This window comes from Aliisedimentitalea scapharcae (assembly GCF_045277565.1).
Taxonomy (GTDB): domain Bacteria; phylum Pseudomonadota; class Alphaproteobacteria; order Rhodobacterales; family Rhodobacteraceae; genus Aliisedimentitalea; species Aliisedimentitalea scapharcae.
The window spans coordinates 4,074,336-4,096,012 of the sequence record NZ_CP123584.1; the positions used below are offsets into that span (position 1 = coordinate 4,074,336).

17 protein-coding genes are annotated in these 21,677 nt (G+C 57.2%); 5 read left to right on the forward strand and 12 right to left on the reverse strand.

The features are described 5' to 3' along the window. Positions 1–5: 5 nt before the first annotated feature. The 5 genes from QEZ52_RS18960 to QEZ52_RS18980 form a co-directional block, all read right to left on the reverse strand. Positions 6–1,316, reverse strand: a complete 1,311-nt coding sequence (locus tag QEZ52_RS18960) for a TRAP transporter large permease (protein WP_406646130.1) — start codon at positions 1,314–1,316, stop codon at positions 6–8. 3 nt (positions 1,317–1,319) lie between these two features. Further along, positions 1,320–1,850, reverse strand: coding sequence for a TRAP transporter small permease (locus QEZ52_RS18965; protein WP_406646134.1), 531 nt, complete (start codon positions 1,848–1,850; stop codon positions 1,320–1,322). A 63-nt stretch (positions 1,851–1,913) separates the two neighbouring features. Then, complete coding sequence (locus QEZ52_RS18970) at positions 1,914–2,900, reverse strand: TRAP transporter substrate-binding protein (RefSeq protein ID WP_406646136.1); 987 nt, start codon at positions 2,898–2,900, stop codon at positions 1,914–1,916. Positions 2,901–2,948: 48 nt separating this feature from the next. Beyond that, positions 2,949–4,199 (reverse strand): NAD(P)/FAD-dependent oxidoreductase, encoded by a 1,251-nt coding sequence (locus tag QEZ52_RS18975; RefSeq protein ID WP_406646138.1) that lies wholly within the window; start codon positions 4,197–4,199, stop codon positions 2,949–2,951. Beyond that, positions 4,196–5,326, reverse strand: a complete 1,131-nt coding sequence (locus QEZ52_RS18980; RefSeq protein WP_406646141.1) for an enolase C-terminal domain-like protein — start codon at positions 5,324–5,326, stop codon at positions 4,196–4,198. Before QEZ52_RS18980 ends, QEZ52_RS18975 begins: the two co-directional genes overlap by 4 nt. A gap of 99 nt (positions 5,327–5,425) precedes the next feature. Between QEZ52_RS18980 and QEZ52_RS18985 the strand changes: the two genes are divergently transcribed. Continuing rightward, positions 5,426–6,328, forward strand: coding sequence for a LysR family transcriptional regulator (locus QEZ52_RS18985; protein ID WP_406646143.1), 903 nt, complete (start codon positions 5,426–5,428; stop codon positions 6,326–6,328). Positions 6,329–6,338: 10 nt separating this feature from the next. On the opposite strand, the gene QEZ52_RS18990 is transcribed toward QEZ52_RS18985, so the two are convergent. Then, entirely contained in the window at positions 6,339–7,295 is a 957-nt protein-coding gene (locus tag QEZ52_RS18990; protein ID WP_406646146.1) for a LysR family transcriptional regulator, read from the reverse strand. 120 nt (positions 7,296–7,415) lie between these two features. Here QEZ52_RS18990 and QEZ52_RS18995 point away from each other — a divergent pair, with 120 nt between their 5' ends. The 4 genes from QEZ52_RS18995 (at position 7,416) to QEZ52_RS19010 (ending at position 12,756) form a co-directional block, all read left to right on the forward strand. Further along, positions 7,416–8,426, forward strand: coding sequence for a TAXI family TRAP transporter solute-binding subunit (locus tag QEZ52_RS18995; RefSeq protein ID WP_406646147.1), 1,011 nt, complete (start codon positions 7,416–7,418; stop codon positions 8,424–8,426). Positions 8,427–8,547: 121 nt separating this feature from the next. After that, a complete protein-coding gene (locus tag QEZ52_RS19000) occupies positions 8,548–10,767 on the forward strand; it encodes a TRAP transporter permease (RefSeq protein ID WP_406646148.1) in 2,220 nt (739 codons plus the stop codon). After that, positions 10,764–12,014, forward strand: a complete 1,251-nt coding sequence (locus tag QEZ52_RS19005; RefSeq protein WP_406646149.1) for an NAD(P)/FAD-dependent oxidoreductase — start codon at positions 10,764–10,766, stop codon at positions 12,012–12,014. Before QEZ52_RS19000 ends, QEZ52_RS19005 begins: the two co-directional genes overlap by 4 nt. 13 nt (positions 12,015–12,027) lie before the next feature. Continuing rightward, positions 12,028–12,756: an aspartate/glutamate racemase family protein gene (locus QEZ52_RS19010; RefSeq protein ID WP_406646150.1), complete on the forward strand. Its 729-nt coding sequence runs from the start codon at positions 12,028–12,030 to the stop codon at positions 12,754–12,756. 285 nt (positions 12,757–13,041) lie between these two features. Here the strand turns inward: QEZ52_RS19010 and glyA are convergent, their stop codons facing one another. From glyA to QEZ52_RS19040, 6 genes are all read right to left on the reverse strand, one after another. Next, on the reverse strand, positions 13,042–14,337 hold the full coding sequence (glyA, locus tag QEZ52_RS19015; RefSeq protein WP_406645357.1) for a serine hydroxymethyltransferase: 1,296 nt from the start codon (positions 14,335–14,337) through the stop codon (positions 13,042–13,044). Between the two features lie 25 nt (positions 14,338–14,362). Further along, positions 14,363–17,023 (reverse strand): phosphoenolpyruvate carboxylase, encoded by a 2,661-nt coding sequence (locus QEZ52_RS19020; RefSeq protein WP_406646151.1) that lies wholly within the window; start codon positions 17,021–17,023, stop codon positions 14,363–14,365. Between the two features lies 1 nt (position 17,024). Next, on the reverse strand, positions 17,025–17,996 hold the full coding sequence (locus tag QEZ52_RS19025; RefSeq protein ID WP_406646152.1) for a D-glycerate dehydrogenase: 972 nt from the start codon (positions 17,994–17,996) through the stop codon (positions 17,025–17,027). A 101-nt stretch (positions 17,997–18,097) separates the two neighbouring features. Beyond that, positions 18,098–18,985 (reverse strand): succinate--CoA ligase subunit alpha, encoded by an 888-nt coding sequence (sucD, locus tag QEZ52_RS19030; RefSeq protein ID WP_406646153.1) that lies wholly within the window; start codon positions 18,983–18,985, stop codon positions 18,098–18,100. Next, complete coding sequence (locus tag QEZ52_RS19035) at positions 18,985–20,181, reverse strand: malate--CoA ligase subunit beta (RefSeq protein WP_406646154.1); 1,197 nt, start codon at positions 20,179–20,181, stop codon at positions 18,985–18,987. Before QEZ52_RS19035 ends, sucD begins: the two co-directional genes overlap by 1 nt. A 26-nt stretch (positions 20,182–20,207) precedes the next feature. Then, positions 20,208–21,455, reverse strand: a complete 1,248-nt coding sequence (locus QEZ52_RS19040; protein WP_406646155.1) for an aminotransferase — start codon at positions 21,453–21,455, stop codon at positions 20,208–20,210. Between the last annotated feature and the right edge of the window lie 222 nt (positions 21,456–21,677).

Sequence of the window (21,677 nt, forward strand, 5' to 3'; positions counted from 1 at the left end):
CACCGCTATCTCTGTCTGAGGTTATCAGGCAACCATGTGGCCAGTTCCGGGAAGGCAATCAAAACGAACACCATCAACACCATGATCAGGAACATCGGGATCGCAGCCCGAGCGATGTACCCCATCTCATGCCCTGTCATTCCCTGCATCACAAATAGGTTGAACCCGATCGGCGGTGTAATCTGTGCCATTTCCACAACGACAACGATGAAGATCCCGAACCAGATCAGGTCAATCCCGGCGGTCCGCACCACCGGCTCGAGCACGGCCATGGTCAGCACCACAGTCGAAATCCCATCCAGAAAACAGCCTAGGATGATGTAGAAAACCAAAAGCACCATCAACAACGCAAACCGCGAGAACTCCCAGCTGGCAATCATTTCAGCCAGCTCCTTGGGCAGACCGGTTTTGGCCATCGCGAATTTCAGGAACGCCGATCCCGCCAGGATCAATGCAATCATCGCCGAGGTCCGCACCGCCCCAATGGTGGAATCACGGAAAGTCTGCCAATTCAGTGACCCCTGCGCGATCGCCAGAACCCAGGCACCGACGACGCCCAACGCGGCCGCTTCGGTCGGAGTCGCAAAGCCCAGGTACATTGACCCGATCACCATCACCACCAAGAGTATTACCGGGATCAGGAACCGAGAATTCTTCAGCTTTTCCATAAATGTCATGCCGGTTTCCTGATCCGGGTTCCATGATTTCGACACTTTGGAATAGATCGCGACGTAGGCCATGAACATGGATGCCAGAACCAGACCGGGAACGATTCCGGCAAAGAACAATTTGATGATCGACACGCCATCAATGGTAACGCCATAGACGATCAACGTCAGCGATGGCGGGATCATCAGACCCAAGGTCGCCGCCCCGGCCAACGTCCCGATGGTCATGGTTTCGGGATAGTTACGTTTGCGCAGTTCCGGGATCGACATCTTGCCCACAGTGGTCAAGGTCGCGGCCGACGAACCGGACACGGCGGCAAACACGGTACACCCGACGATATTGGCATGGACCAATCCGCCCGGCAGGCGCGCCATCCACGGGCTCAGGCCTTTGAACATGTCCTCGGACAGTCGGGTCCTGAACAATATCTCACCCATCCAGATGAACATGGGCAGGGCAGCAAGTTCCCAGGATTTCGAGGCAGACCAGATCTGGCTGACCATATCCTGACCGATGGTGCTGGAATTCGAGAACAGTTCGAGCGCAACCCAGCTGACGCCCATCATGGCAATACCGACCCAAACACCGCTCCCCAACAACAGGAACAGGACGGCCAGGAAAATCAGAACCAAAAAGACATAATCCATGATTCAGACCTCCTGCGTTTCGATGTTGTCGTGGGAGATACGGTTTTCTCCCTTGAAGATCAGATTGATCAGGCTGTCTGTCAGGGCAATCGCAAGCAGGGCGCCACCAATGATCATCACCGATTGCGGGATCCACAGGGCTGTCCTGTCTTGGGCCTGGCTGACATCGTTGAATTTCCACGACCAGTAAACGAACTGGCGGGCGTGCCAGACAAAATACCACATCGTGGCCGAAGCCACGGCAAAGCACCAGATATCGACGTAACGCTTCATTTTCGGGCCGACGGCATTCAGCAACAGCGAGACCCGGATGTGCGATCCACGGTTCAAAGCTGCGGCAAACCCCATGAATGACGCAGCAGCCATAAAGTAAGCTGCATATTCGGGTGCGCCCGGAAATACTTCGCTGGACCATCGGGCCAACATTTGAAGCATGATCAGCGCCAGAATGGCAATCATGCACAAGGCCGCAATAAATTCAGCTAAGCGGTATAAAAAGTCCAGTCCGACCCTGAGGCTGCGCAGAACGCCCATCGTGTCACCCTCCCATTGGATGCAATTCGGGCGGCACGTGACGCGCCGCCCGATTGTTTTGTGTTACTGCATGGCTTTGAAGGCATCGACGATGGCTTTGCCTTCGTCGCCTGCGGCTTCCAACCACTCATTGGTCATGGTGACGCCGATTTCTTTCAGCTCACCCACCATCTGATCCGACGCGGGGCCAACAGTCATGCCACCATCGCGCAGCCCCTGAAGGGTGAACCCGGTGTATTCCTTGGCCCGCCAGTTGCCGGCATATTCAGCCAACTCGGCGCATCCCGTGATGACGTTCTTGTGCGCCTCGGCCGTATCTGCCCAGACTTCGGAATTCACCATCACATAGTTCCGCGGCAGCCAGGCATCGACCTCATAAAAATAGTCCAGGGATTCCCAGACCTTGCGGTCGTATCCAGTCGACCCCGACGACACCATGGATTCAGCAACCCCGGTGGCAAAGGCTTGGCTGATTTCAGCTGCCTCAATAGTTACGGGCAGCATTCCGGTCAGCTCGGCCAGACGCGAAGTGGCGTTGTTGTACGAACGGAACTTGATGCCCTTCATTTCCGCGACCGAGGTCACTTCGTTCTTGAAATACAGCCCTTGCGGGGGCCATGGCACAGCATAAAGCAGCGTCAAGTTCTGCTCGGACAGAACTTTTTCAAGGCTCGGCTTGGCCGCTTTCCACAATTTGGCGCTGTCATCAAATGACGTGGCCAGAAACGGGATCGAGTCGAACCCAAACAGGGCGTTTTCATTCTGATGACCAGAGAGCAGACGCTCGCCGATCGGGGCCTGGCCGGTCTGAATCGCGCGTTTGATATCCGCACCCTTGAACAGCGAGCCCGACGGATGGGTCACGATCTCCAGCTCGCCTCCGGTGCCGGTGGTCACGCATTTCGCGAATTCGGCACCCGTGGCGGAATGAAAGTTCGAGGCAGAATACGCCATCGGCATGTCCCAAGTTTCTGCCATCACCGGCGCGGCGGCAACTGTCGAAACGGCGGTCAGCGCGGTGGCTGCCATCAGGTTGGTCAATTTTTTCATGTTCTATCTCCCTATTGGTTGGTTTTGCCTGATCTTTTTGTGTCTGGCCTACACGTAACGTGCAGGCGAATAGACGGACACGTCAACGTTTGGTTGTCGTCCCGCTATCATTTGGGCCAGCAATCTGCCGGTCTTGGGGCCGCCCGTCAGCCCGATATGGTGATGTCCGAACCCGGTGTACGCGCCCTTGATCCCCGGGATTTCGCCAATCACCGGGATTGAGTCCGCAGGTGCAGGACGAAAGCCCATCCATTCCGTCATCTCTTTCCATTTCAACCCAGGAAAAGCCGATATACCGTTCTTCTTGAGCAGGTTAAGCGGTGCCTTCGAGGCCCCAGCCTCAATCCCGCCGAACTCGACTACTCCGGCCAGCCGTAGCCGCCCGTCCATAGGTGTCGCCACGAATTTACCCGATGCCACCATAACCGGGGTCTTGGGCATGAAATTCGGGTCCCACAATTCGATGTGGTATCCACGCTCCGCCTCCAGCGGAACCGACAGGCCCAGTTTTTTGGCCAACGGCCCCGACCAGACGCCGGTTGTTACAGTCACAGCATCGCAGGCGATGGTTTCACCACCCGCGCGAACGCCGGTGATCTGGCCATTTTCCTGCACGAAATCATCCACGGCGGCTGTCACCAATCGCCCACCCTGCGCCACCACATGTTTGGCCAGATCTTTGACATAGGCCGCAGGATCAGCAATCCGACCGTGATCACCCATCTTGACCGCAAACCCCAATTCGGGGGCAAAGACATCATCCCATGCGCGGAATGCGTCACCTTCCAGTTCGTCCCATACGACGCCATTTTCGCGTCGCAGCTGCCAGCCGAACGCATCTTGGTTAAAATGGGCACGGTCGTTGTAGATATAGGCGTAATCAGACGGCACAATCCATTTTTCAGCGCCTGTTCCAGCAGACAGAGCCAGGTGATCATTCAGGCTGTCCCCCACAATCCCGGCCACCGCGCGCGAAATCCGCCGGGTATCTTCGGCATTGGCATTGGACAGATACCGCATCAACCATGGTGCCAGTTTCGGCAAATACCCCCACCGCAGGAACAGCGGCTGGTCGGGGCTGAACAGCATCTTGGGTGCTTTCCTGATCAACCCTGGCCCTGTGACAGGCACGCTGGAACAAGACGCCAGAATACCGCCGTTTCCGGAACTGGCACCTTCGCCCGGACCAGCCTTGTCTATCAGAATGACGTCATGGCCATCGCGTTGCAACCAGATCGCAGTTGAAACTCCGATGATCCCGGCGCCGACGATTGCGATGGTTTTGCGCTGTTGGGTCATACTGTCTCCGTCGTACGAACGGCGTAGTGGGTCAGCTTGTCCAGGTCCGGACGCAGCCCCAACCCCGGTGCATCCGGTACAATAACCTGACCGTCACGGACCTCGAATGGCGTCTCCAAGATGTCTTCCTTGAGGAAGTATGACGCCTGATAAAACTCACACCCCAATGAAATTTCAGGCGTGGCTGCAATCATGTGGGTTCCCGCAAGATGCGCCAGACCCGCCTCGAACATGTCTCCACCATAGGCCATCAATCCGTTGGCCGCCGCAATCCGGGCCACTGACTGGCCCCGGCTGAGCCCGCCAGATTTCATGATCTTGACGGACACTCCGTCACAGATGCCTTCGCGAGCGGCACGCACCATGTCTTCGGGACCAAACACGCTCTCATCGGCCAAGAGCGGCACATCGATCATTCCCCGCAACCGGGCCATCATATCGAAATGATGATACCGCACAGGCTGTTCGATAAAGTCGGGTTCAAACTGGGCCACATCCATGACCTGACCCACGGCGTCTTCGATCTCCAGCCCTTGATTGTAATCGACCCGCACGCGGAATTCGGGGAAATCACGGGCAATGCGCTCCAAACGCATCACATCGAACGCGTGATCCTTGAAACCGGTTTTCAGCTTGATCAAGCCGACTTTGTCTTGGCGCAGGCGCTCCATCAACGCGATGTCATCATCGAAAATCGGATTGGCAATGGAACAGCTGAGCGGAATGGTGTCACGGCATTTCCCGCCCAGCAGAGCCCAGACTGGAAGGTCCGAGATCTGCCCGGTCAGATCCAACAACGCGCTTTCCAACGCGGCCTTGGCCTCGGTGCAATGCGCCACGCATTTGGCTGCGTCCTGCAGGATCGCCGCACGATCCGCGACCCGGCGACCGACGACCAACGGGCGGATATAGCGATCCAACGCGGCAAAGCTGGCCTCGGGGGAGCCGGTGAAAACCGACCAGGGCGACGCCTCGCCGAACCCCTGGCTGCCACCTTCTGCTGTCAGGCGCAGCACGACGATTTCGCACGACCCCGAAACACGGCCAATCCCATGATCACGGGCTGACACCACCGGCAATTGCAGGTGCCACAGGTCAAACCCAGTTATTGTCTGTTGCAGATCCACGAAACTCTCCCTTGTCCCTAGGACAGCTTGCGGACTCTACTCCATCATTTCCAATACTATTTTTTTCCAAGTCCATAATAAATTATGATACTATACGTTATGACATCTTCTTTCCGCCAATATCAGGCCTTTCACGCCACCATCGAAACCAGCACTGTCACCGGTGCCGCCGAACAGCTGGGCATCTCGCAACCCGGGATTTCGAACCTGATTTCCCAGCTCGAACGATCAACGAAATTGAAGCTGTTCGAACGCACCCGCGGGCGCCTGATTCCAACACCCGAAGCCATGGTCCTATTCGATGAAATTGACACCGTTGTCCGGGGGCTGGACCACGTAAATCAGGCCGTTGTCGATTTGCAGAACCAGAAAATGGGCCAGCTACAAGTCGCGACCAATCACGCATTGGCCTTCGGCTTCATGCCCGAGCAGATCCGTCAATTTGCGGAAACGCGCCCCGATCTGGTGGTATCTTTTCAGTCGCAATATTCGTCCAAAATCCAGGAATGGGTGATGGCCGGCCTGTTCGAGATCGGGATTTGTGAATTGCCCCTGCGCCATGATGGGCTGGACGCGCTGCATTTCCATTTTGAAACCCTATGCGCAATTCCCACCAATAGTCCCCTGGTCGAATACGATGTGCTGACCCCCGAACTGATGGATGATTATCCATTCATTGTCATGGGCGCTGAACATATGGTTAACCGGCGCGCCCGCGAAACATTTCACGCCGCGGGTGCCAAATGGCGCGTGCGGTGTCACACAGATCTGTTCCGCAATGCTCTGAACCTGGTGAAACAGGGGTTTGGTGCCTCATTGATCGACCCGTTTACGCTGATGAGCGATGATGGAGAGGGCTATGTTGTGCGCCGCTTTGAACCACGGATTCTGTTGGATATTGTTATCCTCACAGCTCGCAGTCGGGCCCTGTCCAACACCGGCAAACAATTCATGGATCAGGTCGCAACCAATATGGCAAGAATCGCAATCGACCCGTCATAAGTTGCGCGTTTCAGCTTCCGGATTGTCGGGTTTTTATAATGTTCTCAACGCGATCCCGCAAAGCCACGACAAAGGCCCCGGACAATCTGGACATAGGCTTGTTGTAGGGCGTCAAGATTGAATACCCAAAAGGAACCGCCGGTTCGAAGGGAACGAACCGAATCCGACTTTGGTCACCACGGCTGCTCAGGTAACTTTCCGCGCTCAGAACATCGACGATGGAACAGATCTGCCCCGCTTCGATAAAGTGAAACAGGGGTATGAAGTACTGTGCATCTATTCGGATGTTGAATTGGGCATCTCGTTCGGCAAAGGCACGCGTGGTTTCCAGATAGGTTCCATGATTGGGTTGCAAGACACCCATGGGCACCCCGTCCAGATCCTCGGCCTGAATAACATCCCGTTTTGCCAGAGGGTGATCCATGTGCAAGGCACACAGGCATTTGCAGAAAAGGTTTTCGCTGTCACACAGCAGATCCTGATCCAGAGTGTTGGACGTGTCGCAAAACCCCAAGTCAAAGCTTTGTGCTGCGATGAGGCTGCGAATCTGTGGCGAGCTGCGTGTGGCAAAAGTCACCTGCACATCGGGCGTGCTGTCGATGAATGAGCTGACAAATCGGGGCAGAATGTGCGCCGAAGGCCCCGGCATCGCCACGATTCGCAACACGCCTGACGTCCGGTCCCGCAAGCCGCTCAGGTTTGACTCGGCTGACTTTAACCGATCCAGAATTTCCGAGGCTTCGGACAAAAGATAGTACGCTTCAGGAACTGGGAGCAAGCGGCGGCCATCACGTTGAAACAACTCGATTCCCAGAGATGCCTCCAAAGCTTTTAGGGACGCGCTGATCGCGGGTTGCGTTCGGTGCAGATTGCGGGCCGCATCGCTGACGGATCCGGTTTTCATGACTTCGCGAAAGACGGTGAGCTGCTGGAAATTCATCCAAACGTCGTACCATATAGAAAACATTTATGGATACCGAAAAATTACCAATTTGTTTTTATGTATAAGCTTGCCATGCTGTCAAAATGGAAAAATGCACGTCCAAGGTCGACAAGACCGTGACGGAATCCAATGAGGGAGAACACGATGGGACTTTTTAACAAATTCACCGGCGCGGCCGTCGCGGCCTGCATGATGGCAGGTGCAGCCAGCGCGCAGGAAATGACCTTTTTCCGCATTGGCACTGGTGGTGCCGGCGGCACCTATTTCCCGATTGGCGGGATCATTGCCAACGCCATTTCCAACCCACCCGGGTCGCGGTCCTGCGAAGAGGGCGGCAACTGTGGCGTTCCGGGTCTGGTTGCGATCGCTCAATCGACCAACGCATCGGCCCATAATGTCAACGCCATCCAGAATGGCCAGATGGAAGCAGGCCTGTCCGGCGCGGCAACGCTGCATTTCGCCTATCATGGTGTCGGCAAATTCGAAGGCAATGCCAAACCCGACCTGCGGGTGATCGCCAATCTGTTCCCCGAAGACCTGCATCTGGTGATGCCCAAAGGCGCTTCATTGGACGGTCTGGGCGACCTCAAAGGAAAACGCGTTGGTATCGCCCAGGCGGGATCGGGCACACAGATCGCGGTCGAGCTGATCCTGAATGATCACGCCGTGAATCGGGACAACATGGAAGAGGCGGAGTTGAACAACGCACAATCTGCGGAACGCATCGCGGATGGTCAGTTGGACGCCTATTTCTATGCTGCCGGTACACCAGTGGCCGCGATGATCCAGCTGGACAACACCAAAGGAATGGAACTGTACAACTGGTCCGAGGAAGAAGTCGCCCAGGCCAATAAAACCGTTCCTTATTACATCCCCTCACAAATCCCGGCTGGGACTTACCCCGGTGTGGATTATGACGTGAACACGGTCGCCGTGTCTGGCATCATGGTCACCAACGCGAATATCGACGAAGAGCTGATTTATCAGATCACCAAGGCAATGTGGTCGAAAACCGCCCGCAAGCTTCTGGACAATGGCCACCCCAAAGGCAAGGTCATCACACTGGAAACTGCCCTGGATGGCGTGGCCGGGATCGGTGTGCCGCTGCATCCGGGTGCCGAGCGCTTTTATCGTGAAATCGGTGCTCTGAAGTAATTACCTCCCACTGGGCGGCGCTGGATCATGGTCCTTTGCCGCCCTTTTTCTTTCTGGCGCAACCCGCAGGGTGACGGCTTTGCCCCCAAACGGCGCGCCCCTTTGAACGGTGGATCCTGTAATGGGTTTGAACTCTCATCTCGACAACAAGGAACTGGAGGAGCTGGAGAAGCAGTACGACTCCGCCCTTCAGACACGGGACAACGGGCCGACGCTGACCAAACTGGTCTACTGGGCGACGATTGCCTTTGCGCTGTATCATCTGTGGACCGCCGGATTCGGCACGCCCGTTGATCATGTTCACATGGGCATCCATCTAGCTGGCCTGTTCCTGTTCATCTTCCTCAGCTTTCCGCTGATCCGCACCGATCAGTCGATGACCTATGGCAAAGGCAGCCTATGGGCTCCGGGCAACGTGCCATTGTATGATTGGGCATTGGCACTGACCGGGATGGCTGCCGCCTTGTTTCTGTGGGTCAGCTGGCGTGGTTTCACCGGAATGGGTCTGAACATTCCCGAACAGGCGCTGCGCCAAGGCAACCCGACCGGGATCGACGTGTTTTTTGGCACCATGCTTATCCTGACGGTTCTGGAGATCGCCAGGCGAACCATCGGATTTGTTCTGCCGCTGATCATCCTGATCTTTATGAGCTATGCGTTGTTCGGCCCCTATATGCCCGCGCAGATCCTGAAGCATCCGGGCGTGAACTGGCAGCAGTTCGTGAACAACATGTATTTCCCGTCCGAAGGCATCTTTGGTGTCACGCTTTGGGTGGTGTCCACGGTTGTCTTTCATTTTGTCCTGTTTGGCGTCGTGGCCCAACGGATGGGCCTGGGTCAGTTTTTTGTCGATAACGCCATGATCCTGGCTGGGCGCTATACCGGTGGTCCGGCCAAAGTTTCAGTTGTCAGTTCCGCGTTCTTTGGCACCATCTCGGGCTCCTCCATCGCCAACACGGTTTCAACCGGATCGCTCACCATCCCAAACATGAAAAAGATGGGGTATCCGGCCCATTTCGCAGGTGGTGTCGAAGCCGCCGCGTCAGCCGGTGGTCAGATCACCCCGCCAATCATGGGGGCCGCATCCTTCCTGATGGCCGAATATCTCGAGGTGCCCTATACCACCATCGTGATTGCCGCCATCGTACCCGCGATGATGCATTATATCGGGGTGATCTCGATCGTGCATTTCACCGCCAAACGGCTCGGCCTTGATGCCTATCCCAAAGAACAACTGCCCCAGTTCATGAAAGTCTGGCGCGACGGCTGGTTCACCATTATTCCTCTGGTCGCGCTGCTGCTGGTGCTGTTTTCGGGGTATTCGCCAAACATGGCTGCCTTTATCGGGCTCAGCCTGTGTGTGGTCGTTGGCTTCTGCGCCTTTAACAAACCGGCTTCTCTGGTGGTTCCCTTTGCGCTGCTTGGGTTCATCTTTTGGAAGGCGTCGCCCTACTCTGGCGAAGGTTATTCCCCGGAAATGGCAGGAATGCTCGCTGCACTGACCATCCTGGGCTGCCTGCATCGCAATGAACGCCAATCCTTCCGCGATCTGTTCGACAGCTTTCATGTGGGCGTGCAATACGCGCTGGCCGTTGGCGCGGCTTCTGCCGCCGTGGGCATCGTTGTTGGCGTGATCAACACCACAGGTGTTGGCTTCCGCCTTGGCTTTATGGTCACAGGGGGGGCGGCTGACATGGCTGCAAATCTGGCACCGCTGTTGGATTGGACCGGTATCGAGACCTTCAGTCAGCCTTCGATCCAACAATTCCTGTCTCTGGTTCTGATCGCCATGGCTTGTATCCTGATGGGTGCCGGTCTGCCGACAACGGCGCTTTATATCATGCTGGTCGCGGTCGCGACACCGGCGCTGAGCCAGTTGGGTGTGCCTCCGCTCGCGACTCATATGTTCGTGTTGTACTATGGCGTGATCTCGGAAATCACCCCGCCGGTCTGTGCCTCGGCTTATGCCGCTGCGGGGATCGCCGGGTCCAACCCGTTCCGTACCGGCGTCAGTGCCTTTACCTTGGGATTGGGCAAGCTGATGGTCCCAATGGTGTTCGTCTATGCGCCCACCATGCTGATCGTTTTGCCGGAATATTTCACCATCACATCGTTCCTGCAGGTCTCGATCACCTGTGCGTTGGGTGTCTTTGCCATCGCAACAGCGGTTTCCGGATATTTCCTGGCGCGCCTGTCAGGGGTTTGGCGTATCCTCATGGCCATCGGTGGGCTGTTCCTGGTTGCACCATCCAGTGGGTCCGATCTGACCGCTCTGGTGATTTTTGCTCCCGTCATCGTCCAGCAATTGGCACAACAACGCCAGGAGCGGGCAACGGCATGACCCAGGAAGACCAACCCGACGTCACGGTTCTGGGAGCCGGGATTGTCGGGATCTGTTCCGCGCTGTCCCTGGCCGAACGCGGATTAAATGTCAGGCTGATTGACCGGGACGCCCCCGGTCAGGCCACCTCCTTTGGCAACGCCGGGATCATTTCACCCTGGTCCATTGTTCCGCAATCCATGCCGGGTTTGTGGAAAAAGGTCCCGGGCTGGTTGCTGGACCCATTGGGTCCAGTGACTGTGAAACCCAGCTATTTGCCGTGGATCGCACCGTGGGGTCTGCGTTTTCTGTATGAAGGACGCGCCGAAAAAGTCAGCCATATCAGCGAAGCCATGGATTCGCTGAACCGCGACTGCGTTGATCTGTTTCGCCAACATCTGGCCGGGACCGGACACGATGATCTGGTGCAAGACAGCTATTATGTCCATGCGTTTCGCAACTCAGAAGCGGCCAATCTGGACACGGTCGAGTATCGGATGCGGCGGGACAAAGGGGCAGACCTGGAACGGATCACTGCCGCTGATCTCCAGAGCCTGGAACCTGCGCTGACCCACGATTTTCAGGCGGCAATTCTGATCAAGGGACAGGCCCGCGCCCTGTCGCCCGGACGGATCGGCACTGTGTTGGCCGACAAATTCCGCGCTATGGGCGGTGAAATCCTGCGGCAATCCGTCCGCGCCATTCTGCCAATCGAGGGGGGGGGCTGGCGCTATGTTACCGGTTCAGGCGAGGAAACTGTTCCAAAGCTGGTTTTGGCTATGGGTGTATGGTCGGCCGAACTGTTGAAACCTTTGGGCATCAACATCCCGATGCAATCCGAACGCGGCTATCATGTCTCTTTCCAAAATCCAGGTCTTGCCTTGAACAACTCAGTCATGGACATGGATATGAAATTCGTCGCGTCGCTGATGGAGGACGGGTTGCGCGTCGCAGGGACGGCCGAATTTGCCGGTCTCGATGCGCCAATCAACCAAAGCCGATTGGATGGGTTGGTGAAACTGGCGCAACAATTGTTACCGGATCTGAATTCCGACAATTTTTCGACCTGGTCTGGGCAACGCCCGTCGTTGCCCGACAGCCTCCCCTGCATCGGTGAAATCGACGGGTTTCCCGGGCTGATCGCGGCCTTTGGGCACAGCCATTATGGTCTGATGATGGCCCCAAAAACCGGACGTTTGGTGGCCGACATCACCACCGGTTTGTCCACAAATCATGACCTGACTCCGTTTCACCCCCTGCGCTATTAAAGGATATCAACCCATGGTTACCCACCCTGGCGGACAAAACATCTGCGGCATCACCATCGGTGTATTGTCTTTGGAGAGCTACTTTCCCAAACCACCTGGTCATATCAAAAACCCGTCAAGCCTGGGTTTTACGGTCATGTACGAAATGCTGGATGGCATTACGGTTCCCGAGCTTCTTGGCAACCCTACTGGCGAAATGAAAGATCGCCTGATCGATGCAGCCAAACGGCTGGAAGCCAAGGGCGTACGCGCGATCACTGGATCTTGCGGGTTTTTGGCCCTGTTTCAGGCCGAAATCTCAGCAGCCGTATCTATCCCCGTGTTTGTCTCCGCGTTGATCCAGGTGCCCATGGTCCATCACATGACCCAGGCACCGGTTGGTGTTCTGACCGCTTCCGCTGCGTCCTTGACTGACGCGCACCTGCGCGGCGTCGGTGCAGCCGATATTCCGATTGCGGTTCAAGGGCTTGACGAAACTGAGGAATTTGCCTCCGTGATCCTGCGAAACGAGCGGACCGTCATGGATCTGGATAAGGTAACCGAAGAGTTGTTGCAGGCCGGGCGGATCTTGGTCGAACGCGCCCCAGACATCCGGGCTATTGTATTGGAATGCACGGACCTGCCGCCCTATGCGTGGCGATTGCAACAGCAATTGGGGCTACCGGTTTTTGACCTGACCACCCTGTCGGGTATGATGGCAACGGCTGTGTTGCGCCAGCCCTATCCGGGCTACATCTCATGATCGCCCGATAGTCAAATTGGCCTAAGCCCCCCGCGCGGGACGGGTTTATTGTCCGTTGTGTTTGGGTGTGTCGCGCGTGCGCGCGGATTGGGGCTCTGCCCCCGCAGCCTTTGGCTGCTCCCCCGAGGTATTTGTGACCAGAAAGAAGCCGAAGCGGGCGGTGTGCCATGTGGTCGCGATCTGGGCTGGGGCGGCGGGACGGAAGCGGGGTGTTGCGGGTTTGGAATAAAAAACCCCGCCGGCGGAATGCGGCGGGGTTTGAGAGGTTGTTAAGGATCCTGTGGTTTACAGGTTCGGATAGAGCGGGAAGCGCGCGCAGAGAGTGGCCACCTGGGCGCGGACCGTGGCTTCGACATCGGCGTTGCCGTCTTCTCCGTTGGCGGCCAGACCGTCGACGACCTGGATGATCATATCCGCGATCTCGCGGAATTCCGCCTCGCCAAAGCCGCGGGTGGTGCCTGCGGGTGTGCCCAAACGGATGCCCGAGGTTACGGTCGGTTTTTCCGGATCAAACGGGATGCCGTTTTTGTTGGTGGTGATATGGGCACGGCCGAGGGCCTTGTCCACGATGTTGCCGGTCACGCCTTTGGGGCGCAGGTCGACCAGCATGACATGGGTGTCGGTGCCGCCGGTCACGATGTCCAACCCGCCTTTGATCAGCTGATCGGCCAGCGCATCGGCATTCAGGCGCACCTGACGCATGTAGGCTTTGAACTCGGGGCGGAGCGCTTCGCCAAAGGCCACGGCCTTGGCCGCGATGACGTGCATCAGCGGACCACCCTGGATACCGGGGAAGATCGCCGAATTCACCTTCTTAGCGATTGCTTCATCATTTGTGACGATCATGCCCCCACGCGGACCGCGCAGGGTCTTGTGCGTGGTGGTCGTGGCCACATGCGCATGCGGGAACGGCGAGGGATGTTCGCCTGTGGCAACCAGACCGGCGAAATGCGCCATATCAACATGGAGGTAGGCACCAACCATATCAGCAATCTCACGCATCCGGGCAAAATCGATGACCCGCGGGATGGCAGACCCGCCCGCGATGATCATCTTGGGCTGGTGTTCCTTGGCCAGGGCTTCGACCTCGTCATAGTCGATGAGGTTGTCGGACCGGCGCACGCCATATTGCACGGCGTTGAACCATTTGCCCGACTGGTTGGGCGCAGCCCCGTGGGTCAGGTGACCGCCCGAGGCCAGGTTCATGCCCAGAATGGTGTCGCCCGGCTGCAGCAGCGCCTGGAACACGCCTTGGTTCGCCTGGCTGCCTGAATTCGGCTGCACATTGGCAAAGTCACAGCCAAACAGCTGCTTGGCGCGGTCGATGGCCAGGTTTTCGGCCACGTCCACATATTGGCAACCGCCATAATAGCGACGCCCGGGGTAGCCTTCGGCATATTTGTTGGTCAGAACGCTGCCCTGGGCTTCCATCACGGCGGCCGAGACGATGTTTTCAGAGGCAATCAGCTCGATCTCATCGCGCTGACGGCCAAGCTCGGCCGTCACTGCGCCATAAAGCTCAGGGTCGCGCGTCGAGAGTGACTCGGTGAAAAAACCAGTGTCGCGGGGGGTGTCGGTCATGTTCGGGGCTCCTAGTGGTAATATGTTATCCGGTCCAACCCAAACCAGCAGCGACGCAATTCATGGATTGCATCAGAGGAATGGGCAATGTCGGCGATGCGGCGGCTCGGTTTTCCTGTAACAAGGAAACCTGTACCGTATGAATGTCATGCAACATGTCGCGAATACGATCGAACCGGGTTCGCAATTTGGGAAAGCGACGGGCCAGTTCTGAGGATCCCGTCAAGAAGGCAAGAGCTTCACGGCTGGCCTGGTATTCTTTGAGCACAGATCCAAACATCAGATCGCGGGTTTGCGTGTCTTCCACCAGCGACGCATACGTCCGGGCAATGTCCATGTCAGCGAGGAACAGCGCTTTTTCAACCTCATCCACAACCAATCGGAACAAGGGTGCCGTGTGAAACATTTCCTTGAGAATGGCTTCGCCCTGGGCTCCGCGAAAGCGACGGAAGCTGGAAACAGCACTGCCGAACCCATACCAGCCCGTGATCATATGGCGATTCTGAGACCAGGCAAACACCCATGGGATTGCGCGCAGATCGTCCAGCGAACTGGCTCCAAACCGGCGCGCCGGACGCGACCCGATCTTGAGCATGGCCAGCTCCTCTACCGGGCTGGACTGCTGGAAATAGTCGATGAAGCCTGGCGTATTCAGCAGGTTGGAATAAGCCGCTTGGGACATCCCCGACAAGGCTTCGAATGCGTCTTCGTGATCGGGGTTCAGTGCCGGAATGTCGGGGCGCAAAGAATGACGCAACACCGAGGAAACCGTCAATTCCAGCTGCTGTAACGCAGTGCCACGATTGGCGTATTTTGAACTGACAACTTCACCCTGTTCGGTGATCCGCAGCCTGCCCGCGACGGTGCCTGCCGGTTGGGCCGCAATCGCACGTTCTGTCGGTGCCCCCCCGCGCGAGACTGATCCACCGCGCCCATGGAAAAACACCGGCTGCAAACGATGCGTTGCCAAAGTACGCGCAATCAAGCGCTGCGCTTTTTCCAGTTCCCAAGTCGAACAAACAAAGCCACCGTCCTTGTTGCTGTCGGAATACCCCAACATGACCTCGATCCGACCACTGCCATCCTTGAGCGAACGACGGGCAAAGGGAACATCCAACACCCCATTCAGAATGCGCGGAGCTGCGCGCAAATCGTCGATGGTTTCAAACAGCGGCACCACGCGCAGGGTTGCCTTTTCGGCACCGAAACCGGCGTATCGGGCCAGCAGATAAACCCCCAGAAGATCATCCGTAGACCGGGTCATCGACAGGATAAACGGGCCCAACGCACTGGGATCGTCCCCACCGACCGTCTGTTTCATCAGCCCCAGGAGGCCAATGAGCTCCGCGCTTTGATCGCTCAACTGTGTCGGATCCACAAAGCTGAGAGAGGCGCTCCCCAATTCCCGACGCAGACGCTGAGACCACTCGGCTGTGCCATAGGTTGGCGTGTCTCCGGTACAGCTCCAGATGTCCGTAAGCGCTTGCGTCGTGACGGTTGAATTCTGTCGAATATCCAATGTGACTGTACGAAAGCCGAACACCTGAGCTTTCCAGCGGATCGGCCGGATGTAGCGATCCGCCAGACGATCAGCCCCGAGATTCCCCAAAGCCGCCTCGACTGCACACAGATCAGCGATAAAGTCATCCACATGATCATAGGCCGTTCCAGCCCTGTCTATCGTGTCCGAAATCCGGGTTCGGATCGCTTCAAGCGCCTGACGGAAGATTTCGCCCGTGTTCTGGTGCAACGCCTTGTAAGGGTTCGAAGTTTCGACAATACGCTGGATGGCATCGGAATCGGGACCGGCCAACGACAAGATCGCCGAGGAAATCGAAATCCGCGCGGCCGCCCTGGACAGATCGCTCAGATAGGTTTCCAACACGGCCAACCGGTTGGCTCCCAAAGCCTGAGCCGTAGCCTGGACCGTGACATTGGGGTTGCCGTCACGGTCGCCGCCAATCCAGGAATGGAATTTGAGACAGGGTGTCACATCATCCTTTTGGCCGGTGATTGGGGCGGTAGCTGCGATAAAACGGTCAAACAGCTGAGGCACTGCATCGAAAAGACTGTCGCGAAAGAACTGCAGCCCCCATTGGATTTCATCATTCAGTGACGGGCGTTCCCGGCGTAACTCTCCGGTCAGCCACAGCAGATCAATTTCCGCTCGCAGGTCTTCGAGCAGATCCGCACGTTCGCGTGGCGTCCAGCGCTTTTCTTCCAGCGAAACGAGCCCCCGGTAAATGCGCCGGTGGATTTCCAAAATCGTCACACGTTTGGCTTCGGTCGGATGGGCGGTCAGCGTTGGCCCAAACGACAGACCCTGAATCACCTGGGTCAAACGTTCGGGAGTCGCCAATGCCCCATCCTGCTCCAAAGCCAGAGCAAAACTGCCCTCAACCGCTTGGGGGCCGTCTTGGGTTTCAGCATTGCGGCGGTCCCGCATTGCAGCGTTTTCATCAATGATCTTCAGCAGCTGGAACCAGATGTTATGGGCCTGCAAATGCGGAATCGCGCTATTGGGGTCCTTGAGGGTCCACCGGGTACCGGATTGGATTCTCTGGGCGACTTCGGGTGCACGTTGTTTGAGAACATCCAACCAAAGGGCCCGCAGTTCCACGCGCAGCGCGGCTGCATACCCTGTGTCGGGGGCGGGTGTCGGATCGGCTTCGGCAGGACGGTTCATATCAACTTACGCGGTCACGTGGATCGCGCCCTTCAAAGAAATCGGTGAGGTTGTCAACAACGCGGAAACCCATGGCCTCGCGCGCCTCGCGGGTGGCAGAGCCCAGATGCGGCAACATCACCAGGTTGTCGCATTGCAGCAGATCGGGGTTGATCCGGGGTTCGCCGTCAAACACATCCAGAGCAGCTCCTCCGATGGTTTCAAACATCAATGCCCGGCTAAGCGCCAGTTCATCGATCACTTCACCGCGGGCTGTATTGATCAGGAACGCGTCTGGCTTCATCAGGTTCATCATGCGGGTGTTGATCAGGTTGCGATTGGCCGGACCGCCCGGGCAATGCAACGAGATGAAATCGCACTGCGGCATCAGATCTTCGAGGCTGTCGACCTGAACAGCATTGAATTTGGCCAACACGTCGGGGGGCACGCGTGACCGGTTCTGAACAATGATTTTCATTCCGAACCCATGATGGGCGCGACGGGCCATTTCCTGACCAATGCGGCCAAATCCGACGACACCCAACGTCTTGCCCGAAACCTTGGTACCAACCAGATGTGTCGGGCGCCAACCGGTCCACTGACCGGCACGTAATTCGCGCTCACCTTCTCCTGCGCGACGCGCCACCATCAGCAAAAGCGTCATAGCGATGTCGGCGGTGCATTCGCTGAGAACGTCAGGGGTATTGGTAACCATCATACCGTGATCGGCCACACGCTCCATATCAATATGGGAGTAGCCGACGCCGTAATTGGCCAGAATACGCGCCTGGGGCTGCGAAACATCCAGCGCCTTGGCAGATACCGTATCGGTCACCGTTGGCAAAACCGCATCAAAACTGCGCAGCGCATCACGGATTTCGATTTCGTTCAATGGCTTGTCACCGGTGTTCAGCACGGTGTCAAAACGTTCGCTCAGCTGGGCTTCGACTGCAGCTGGCCAGCGACGCGTAACGAGAACCTTGGGCTTTTGCATGACGTCTCTCCCTCAAGCGACTGTGAAATTGTGACGCTTCGCCCCCTCCATTGCCCCGGACAGGAGGCGAAGCGCCTTAGGTGCCTTATCCGCAGGACGGATCAGGCAGCATTCACGACCCGGGCGATGGTTTCGCCAATCACGGCCGGGTTTTCAGCGACGGTCACGCCGGCTGCTTCGAGGATCTCCACCTTTTCCGAAGCAGATTCACCAAACGCCGAGATGATCGCGCCTGCGTGGCCCATAGTCCGGCCTTTGGGCGCGGTCAGACCCGCGACATAGGCCACCACCGGTTTGGTCACGTTTTCCTTGATGTATTCGGCGGCTTCAGCTTCCTGTGGGCCACCGATTTCACCAATCATGCAGATTACCTTGGTCTCGGGATCGTTTTCAAACCAGGTCAGGATGTCCAGGAACGAAGACCCGTTGATGGGATCACCGCCAATACCAACCGAAGTCGAGACTCCCAGGCCCAGCTCTTTGAGCTGCGCTGCGGCCTCGTACCCCAAGGTTCCGGACCGGCCAATGATGCCCACATTGCCCTGAAGATAGATATGACCTGGCATGATCCCCAACAGCGCCTTGCCGGGGCTGATGGTTCCGGCACAGTTCGGGCCGGTCAGGATCATGCGATCCTCTTTCTTGTAGCGGCGCATGTAGCGTTTCACGCGGATCATGTCCTGAGCAGGGATGCCGTCGGTGATGCAGACGCAATATTTGATGCCTGCGTCCGCCGCTTCCATGATAGAATCCGCTGCGAACGGAGGCGGTACAAACACCAGAGACGCGTCGGCACCAGTGGCAGCCACAGCTTCCTTGACGGTGTCGAACACCGGCACGCCTTCGACGGTTTCACCGCCTTTGCCCGGGACCACGCCCCCAACGACATTGGTGCCATATTCAATCATGTCCTTGGTGTGGAACCGGGCCATTTTGCCGGTGATCCCCTGGACAATAACTTTGCTTTCGCGATCGAGAAGAATGCTCATCAGACAGCCCTCACACGAGTGTTTTGATCGAGATCGTTTTTCCACGCACCCACGGCGCGTTCGGCGGCTTCGTTCAGCGACGTCGCACGGATCAGCGGTAGACCGGATTGCGCCAGGATTTTCTGACCCTCTTCGACATTGGTACCGGCGAGACGGACAACCACAGGAACATCGACCTGAACTTCCCTCAGCGCTTGAACGACACCTTCAGCGACCCAGTCGCAACGGTTGATCCCAGCAAAGATGTTCACCAGAACCGCCTGAACGTTCTTGTCCGACATCACCAGACGAAATGCTTTGGCGACACGTTCTGGCGTCGCGCCACCTCCGATGTCGAGGAAGTTGGCGGGTTCGCCTCCGGCCAGCTTGATGGTGTCCATTGTCGCCATGGCCAGACCTGCACCGTTCACGATACAGCCGATATTTCCGTCCAGACCGACATAGTTCAGGCCACGATCGGCCGCACGGCTTTCGCGCGGGTCTTCTTGGCTTTTGTCACGCAGTTCGCTGATTTGCGGGTGACGGAACAGAGCGTTGTCGTCAAATGTCATCTTGGCGTCCAGCGCGATCACCCGGTTGTCCGACGTTACGACCAACGGGTTGATTTCAACCATTGTCGCGTCCAGTTCGGAAAACGCCTGATAGCAGCCCTTGAGCGTACGCACCATCTGCTGCGTCATGGTCGGATCAATGCCCAGCTTGAACGCGATTTCCCGCGCCTGGAAATCCTGCAGACCAACTGCCGGTTCCACGGTCGACCGCACGATCGACTCGGGACGTTCGGCCGAAATCTCTTCGATCTCCATGCCACCTTCGGACGAGGCGACGATCATCACACGCTGCGATTGGCGGTCCAGAACAAAGCCCAGATAGATCTCGCGTGCGATCGGTACTGCCGCTTCGACATAGACACGATAGATGCCTTTGCCTTCGGGGCCGGTTTGATGGGTGACCAGCTTTTTGCCGAACATGCCCTCGGTGGCTTCCAGGATCTCGCTATCGGACGAGCACAGTTTGACACCGCCCGCCTTGCCACGGCCACCGGCATGCACCTGGGCTTTGACGATCCATTTGTCTCCACCCAATTCGCGCGCGCGATAGGCCGCCTGTTCCGGGCTATAGGCCAGCGCCCCGGGGGGCACTGTAACACCAAAGTTGCTCAGAACTTCCTTGGCTTGATACTCATGTACATCCATTGGATCTCTCCTCCCTATGGATCGTGTTATTCAGCAGCCAGGGCTGCGTCATAGTGCCGGTCGAGCAGAGCGTTGATCGCGTCCATGTCAACCGATGCGCCCATGTCGTTCATCGCATTGCCAAACCGGTTCACAATGTCCGAAATCTGGGACTGGGTGATTTGGTTCAGGATCCCGATGCGGACTTGGACTGGTTCGGACAAGGTCGGCCAGATGCCGAAACCTACTGCGCGGCAGTTGCCCACCAGCTCTTTTTCACGGCCAGCCAGATCACCAGGCAGGTTCAGAACCACCAGGCTTGTCATGTTGCTGGTCACGTCGCACCCCATGGCCGTCACGGCGTCGCGCAGGGCTTTTTCATGGAACGCATAATCGCGGGCCTTTTGGGCGCGGCCGTGCTGGAGCGTGATGCGCAGCGCTTCGTGGAAGGCGGCAACCGCATAACCGGAATGCGTGCGGTGATAGGTGCCCGCGGCCACATCCTGTCCGTCCACAACACCCCAATGACGGGCTTCGAGGATCGGGTTGTGCACATAGGAATGGCAGCCGTTTTCTTTGACCGTTTCAATGTAGCGGTCGCTGAAAGATACAGGCGCGTAGGTCAACGGCAAGCACAGCACGCCTTTTTGCGGGCAGGACGCCCAACCGACCACACCGGGAAAATCGTCGATCGAAAAGTCTTCGATGCCCAGCGACGACACCGCGTCGATCAGACCCATGGCACCGTGTTTTTCACAAGCGTCTGAAAAACCCTGGAGATCATTGATGCGGCCAGACCCGGTTTCCCAATGCGCCATAAAGGCCCATTTGGGTTTCTTGTCAGCCAGAACTTCGTCGACATGTTTGCCCGATACCGATTCACCATGGGGAACGTCGATCACGGTCACATTCGCGGGTTGCGGGTTCATCGGGTTAGCGGTCAACTCTTCGCGGGTTGCGGCCTTCATGCGGATTGTCATCGCGTCGATGCCCGAGAAGGTGCCGTTCATGAAAACGACAACGCTGTCACCGGGCAGGATCGCATTCAGCATACAGTCCAAACCGGAGAAACCAGTACCACCGACACCGTAGGTATAGGTGTTGGTGGTGCCCCACAGATCACGCAACATGCCTTTGCATTCGATCATGCCGCGCAGCACATCAGCCTGCATGTGGTCCGCCAGACCGGTGTTGGCGAAAGCCGCCAGAACACGGGCGTCAGTGTTGCCGGGGCCAGGGCCCGCAGCCAAAGTCTCGGGGATTTCCAGGCTGGGGAAGATCGTGGGTTCAGTCATTGTATCGGACCTCTAGTCAGGTTTGCGTTCGCGCCGATGCATCAGCTTTTCCGGCATTTTTGCTGGTAGGCAAAAACATTTCCCGTCAGGCAACATCGCTTGTCCTCAGCAAAACCTAGGTCGACAAAACTCACAACATCCCTATATCCTGCTTTTGGGTATCTAAATAGATGGGTTTATACCTACCCATTTAGGTAAAAATACCGTAGTATACCGAATAAC

Excerpts from the sequence above, each read along its gene's own strand:
- QEZ52_RS18960 (WP_406646130.1), bottom strand. The coding sequence starts at position 1,316 with ATGGATTATGTCTTTTTGGTTCTGATTTTCCTGGCCGTCCTGTTCCTG.
- QEZ52_RS18965 (WP_406646134.1), bottom strand. The coding sequence starts at position 1,850 with ATGGGCGTTCTGCGCAGCCTCAGGGTCGGACTGGACTTTTTATACCGC.
- QEZ52_RS18970 (WP_406646136.1), bottom strand. The coding sequence starts at position 2,900 with ATGAAAAAATTGACCAACCTGATGGCAGCCACCGCGCTGACCGCCGTT.
- QEZ52_RS18975 (WP_406646138.1), bottom strand. The coding sequence starts at position 4,199 with ATGACCCAACAGCGCAAAACCATCGCAATCGTCGGCGCCGGGATCATC.
- QEZ52_RS18985 (WP_406646143.1), top strand. The coding sequence starts at position 5,426 with ATGACATCTTCTTTCCGCCAATATCAGGCCTTTCACGCCACCATCGAA.
- QEZ52_RS18990 (WP_406646146.1), bottom strand. The coding sequence starts at position 7,295 with ATGTTTTCTATATGGTACGACGTTTGGATGAATTTCCAGCAGCTCACC.
- QEZ52_RS18995 (WP_406646147.1), top strand. The coding sequence starts at position 7,416 with ATGGGACTTTTTAACAAATTCACCGGCGCGGCCGTCGCGGCCTGCATG.
- QEZ52_RS19000 (WP_406646148.1), top strand. The coding sequence starts at position 8,548 with ATGGGTTTGAACTCTCATCTCGACAACAAGGAACTGGAGGAGCTGGAG.
- QEZ52_RS19005 (WP_406646149.1), top strand. The coding sequence starts at position 10,764 with ATGACCCAGGAAGACCAACCCGACGTCACGGTTCTGGGAGCCGGGATT.
- QEZ52_RS19010 (WP_406646150.1), top strand. The coding sequence starts at position 12,028 with ATGGTTACCCACCCTGGCGGACAAAACATCTGCGGCATCACCATCGGT.
- glyA (WP_406645357.1), bottom strand. The coding sequence starts at position 14,337 with ATGACCGACACCCCCCGCGACACTGGTTTTTTCACCGAGTCACTCTCG.
- QEZ52_RS19020 (WP_406646151.1), bottom strand. The coding sequence starts at position 17,023 with ATGAACCGTCCTGCCGAAGCCGATCCGACACCCGCCCCCGACACAGGG.
- QEZ52_RS19025 (WP_406646152.1), bottom strand. The coding sequence starts at position 17,996 with ATGCAAAAGCCCAAGGTTCTCGTTACGCGTCGCTGGCCAGCTGCAGTC.
- sucD (WP_406646153.1), bottom strand. The coding sequence starts at position 18,985 with ATGAGCATTCTTCTCGATCGCGAAAGCAAAGTTATTGTCCAGGGGATC.
- QEZ52_RS19035 (WP_406646154.1), bottom strand. The coding sequence starts at position 20,181 with ATGGATGTACATGAGTATCAAGCCAAGGAAGTTCTGAGCAACTTTGGT.
- QEZ52_RS19040 (WP_406646155.1), bottom strand. The coding sequence starts at position 21,455 with ATGACTGAACCCACGATCTTCCCCAGCCTGGAAATCCCCGAGACTTTG.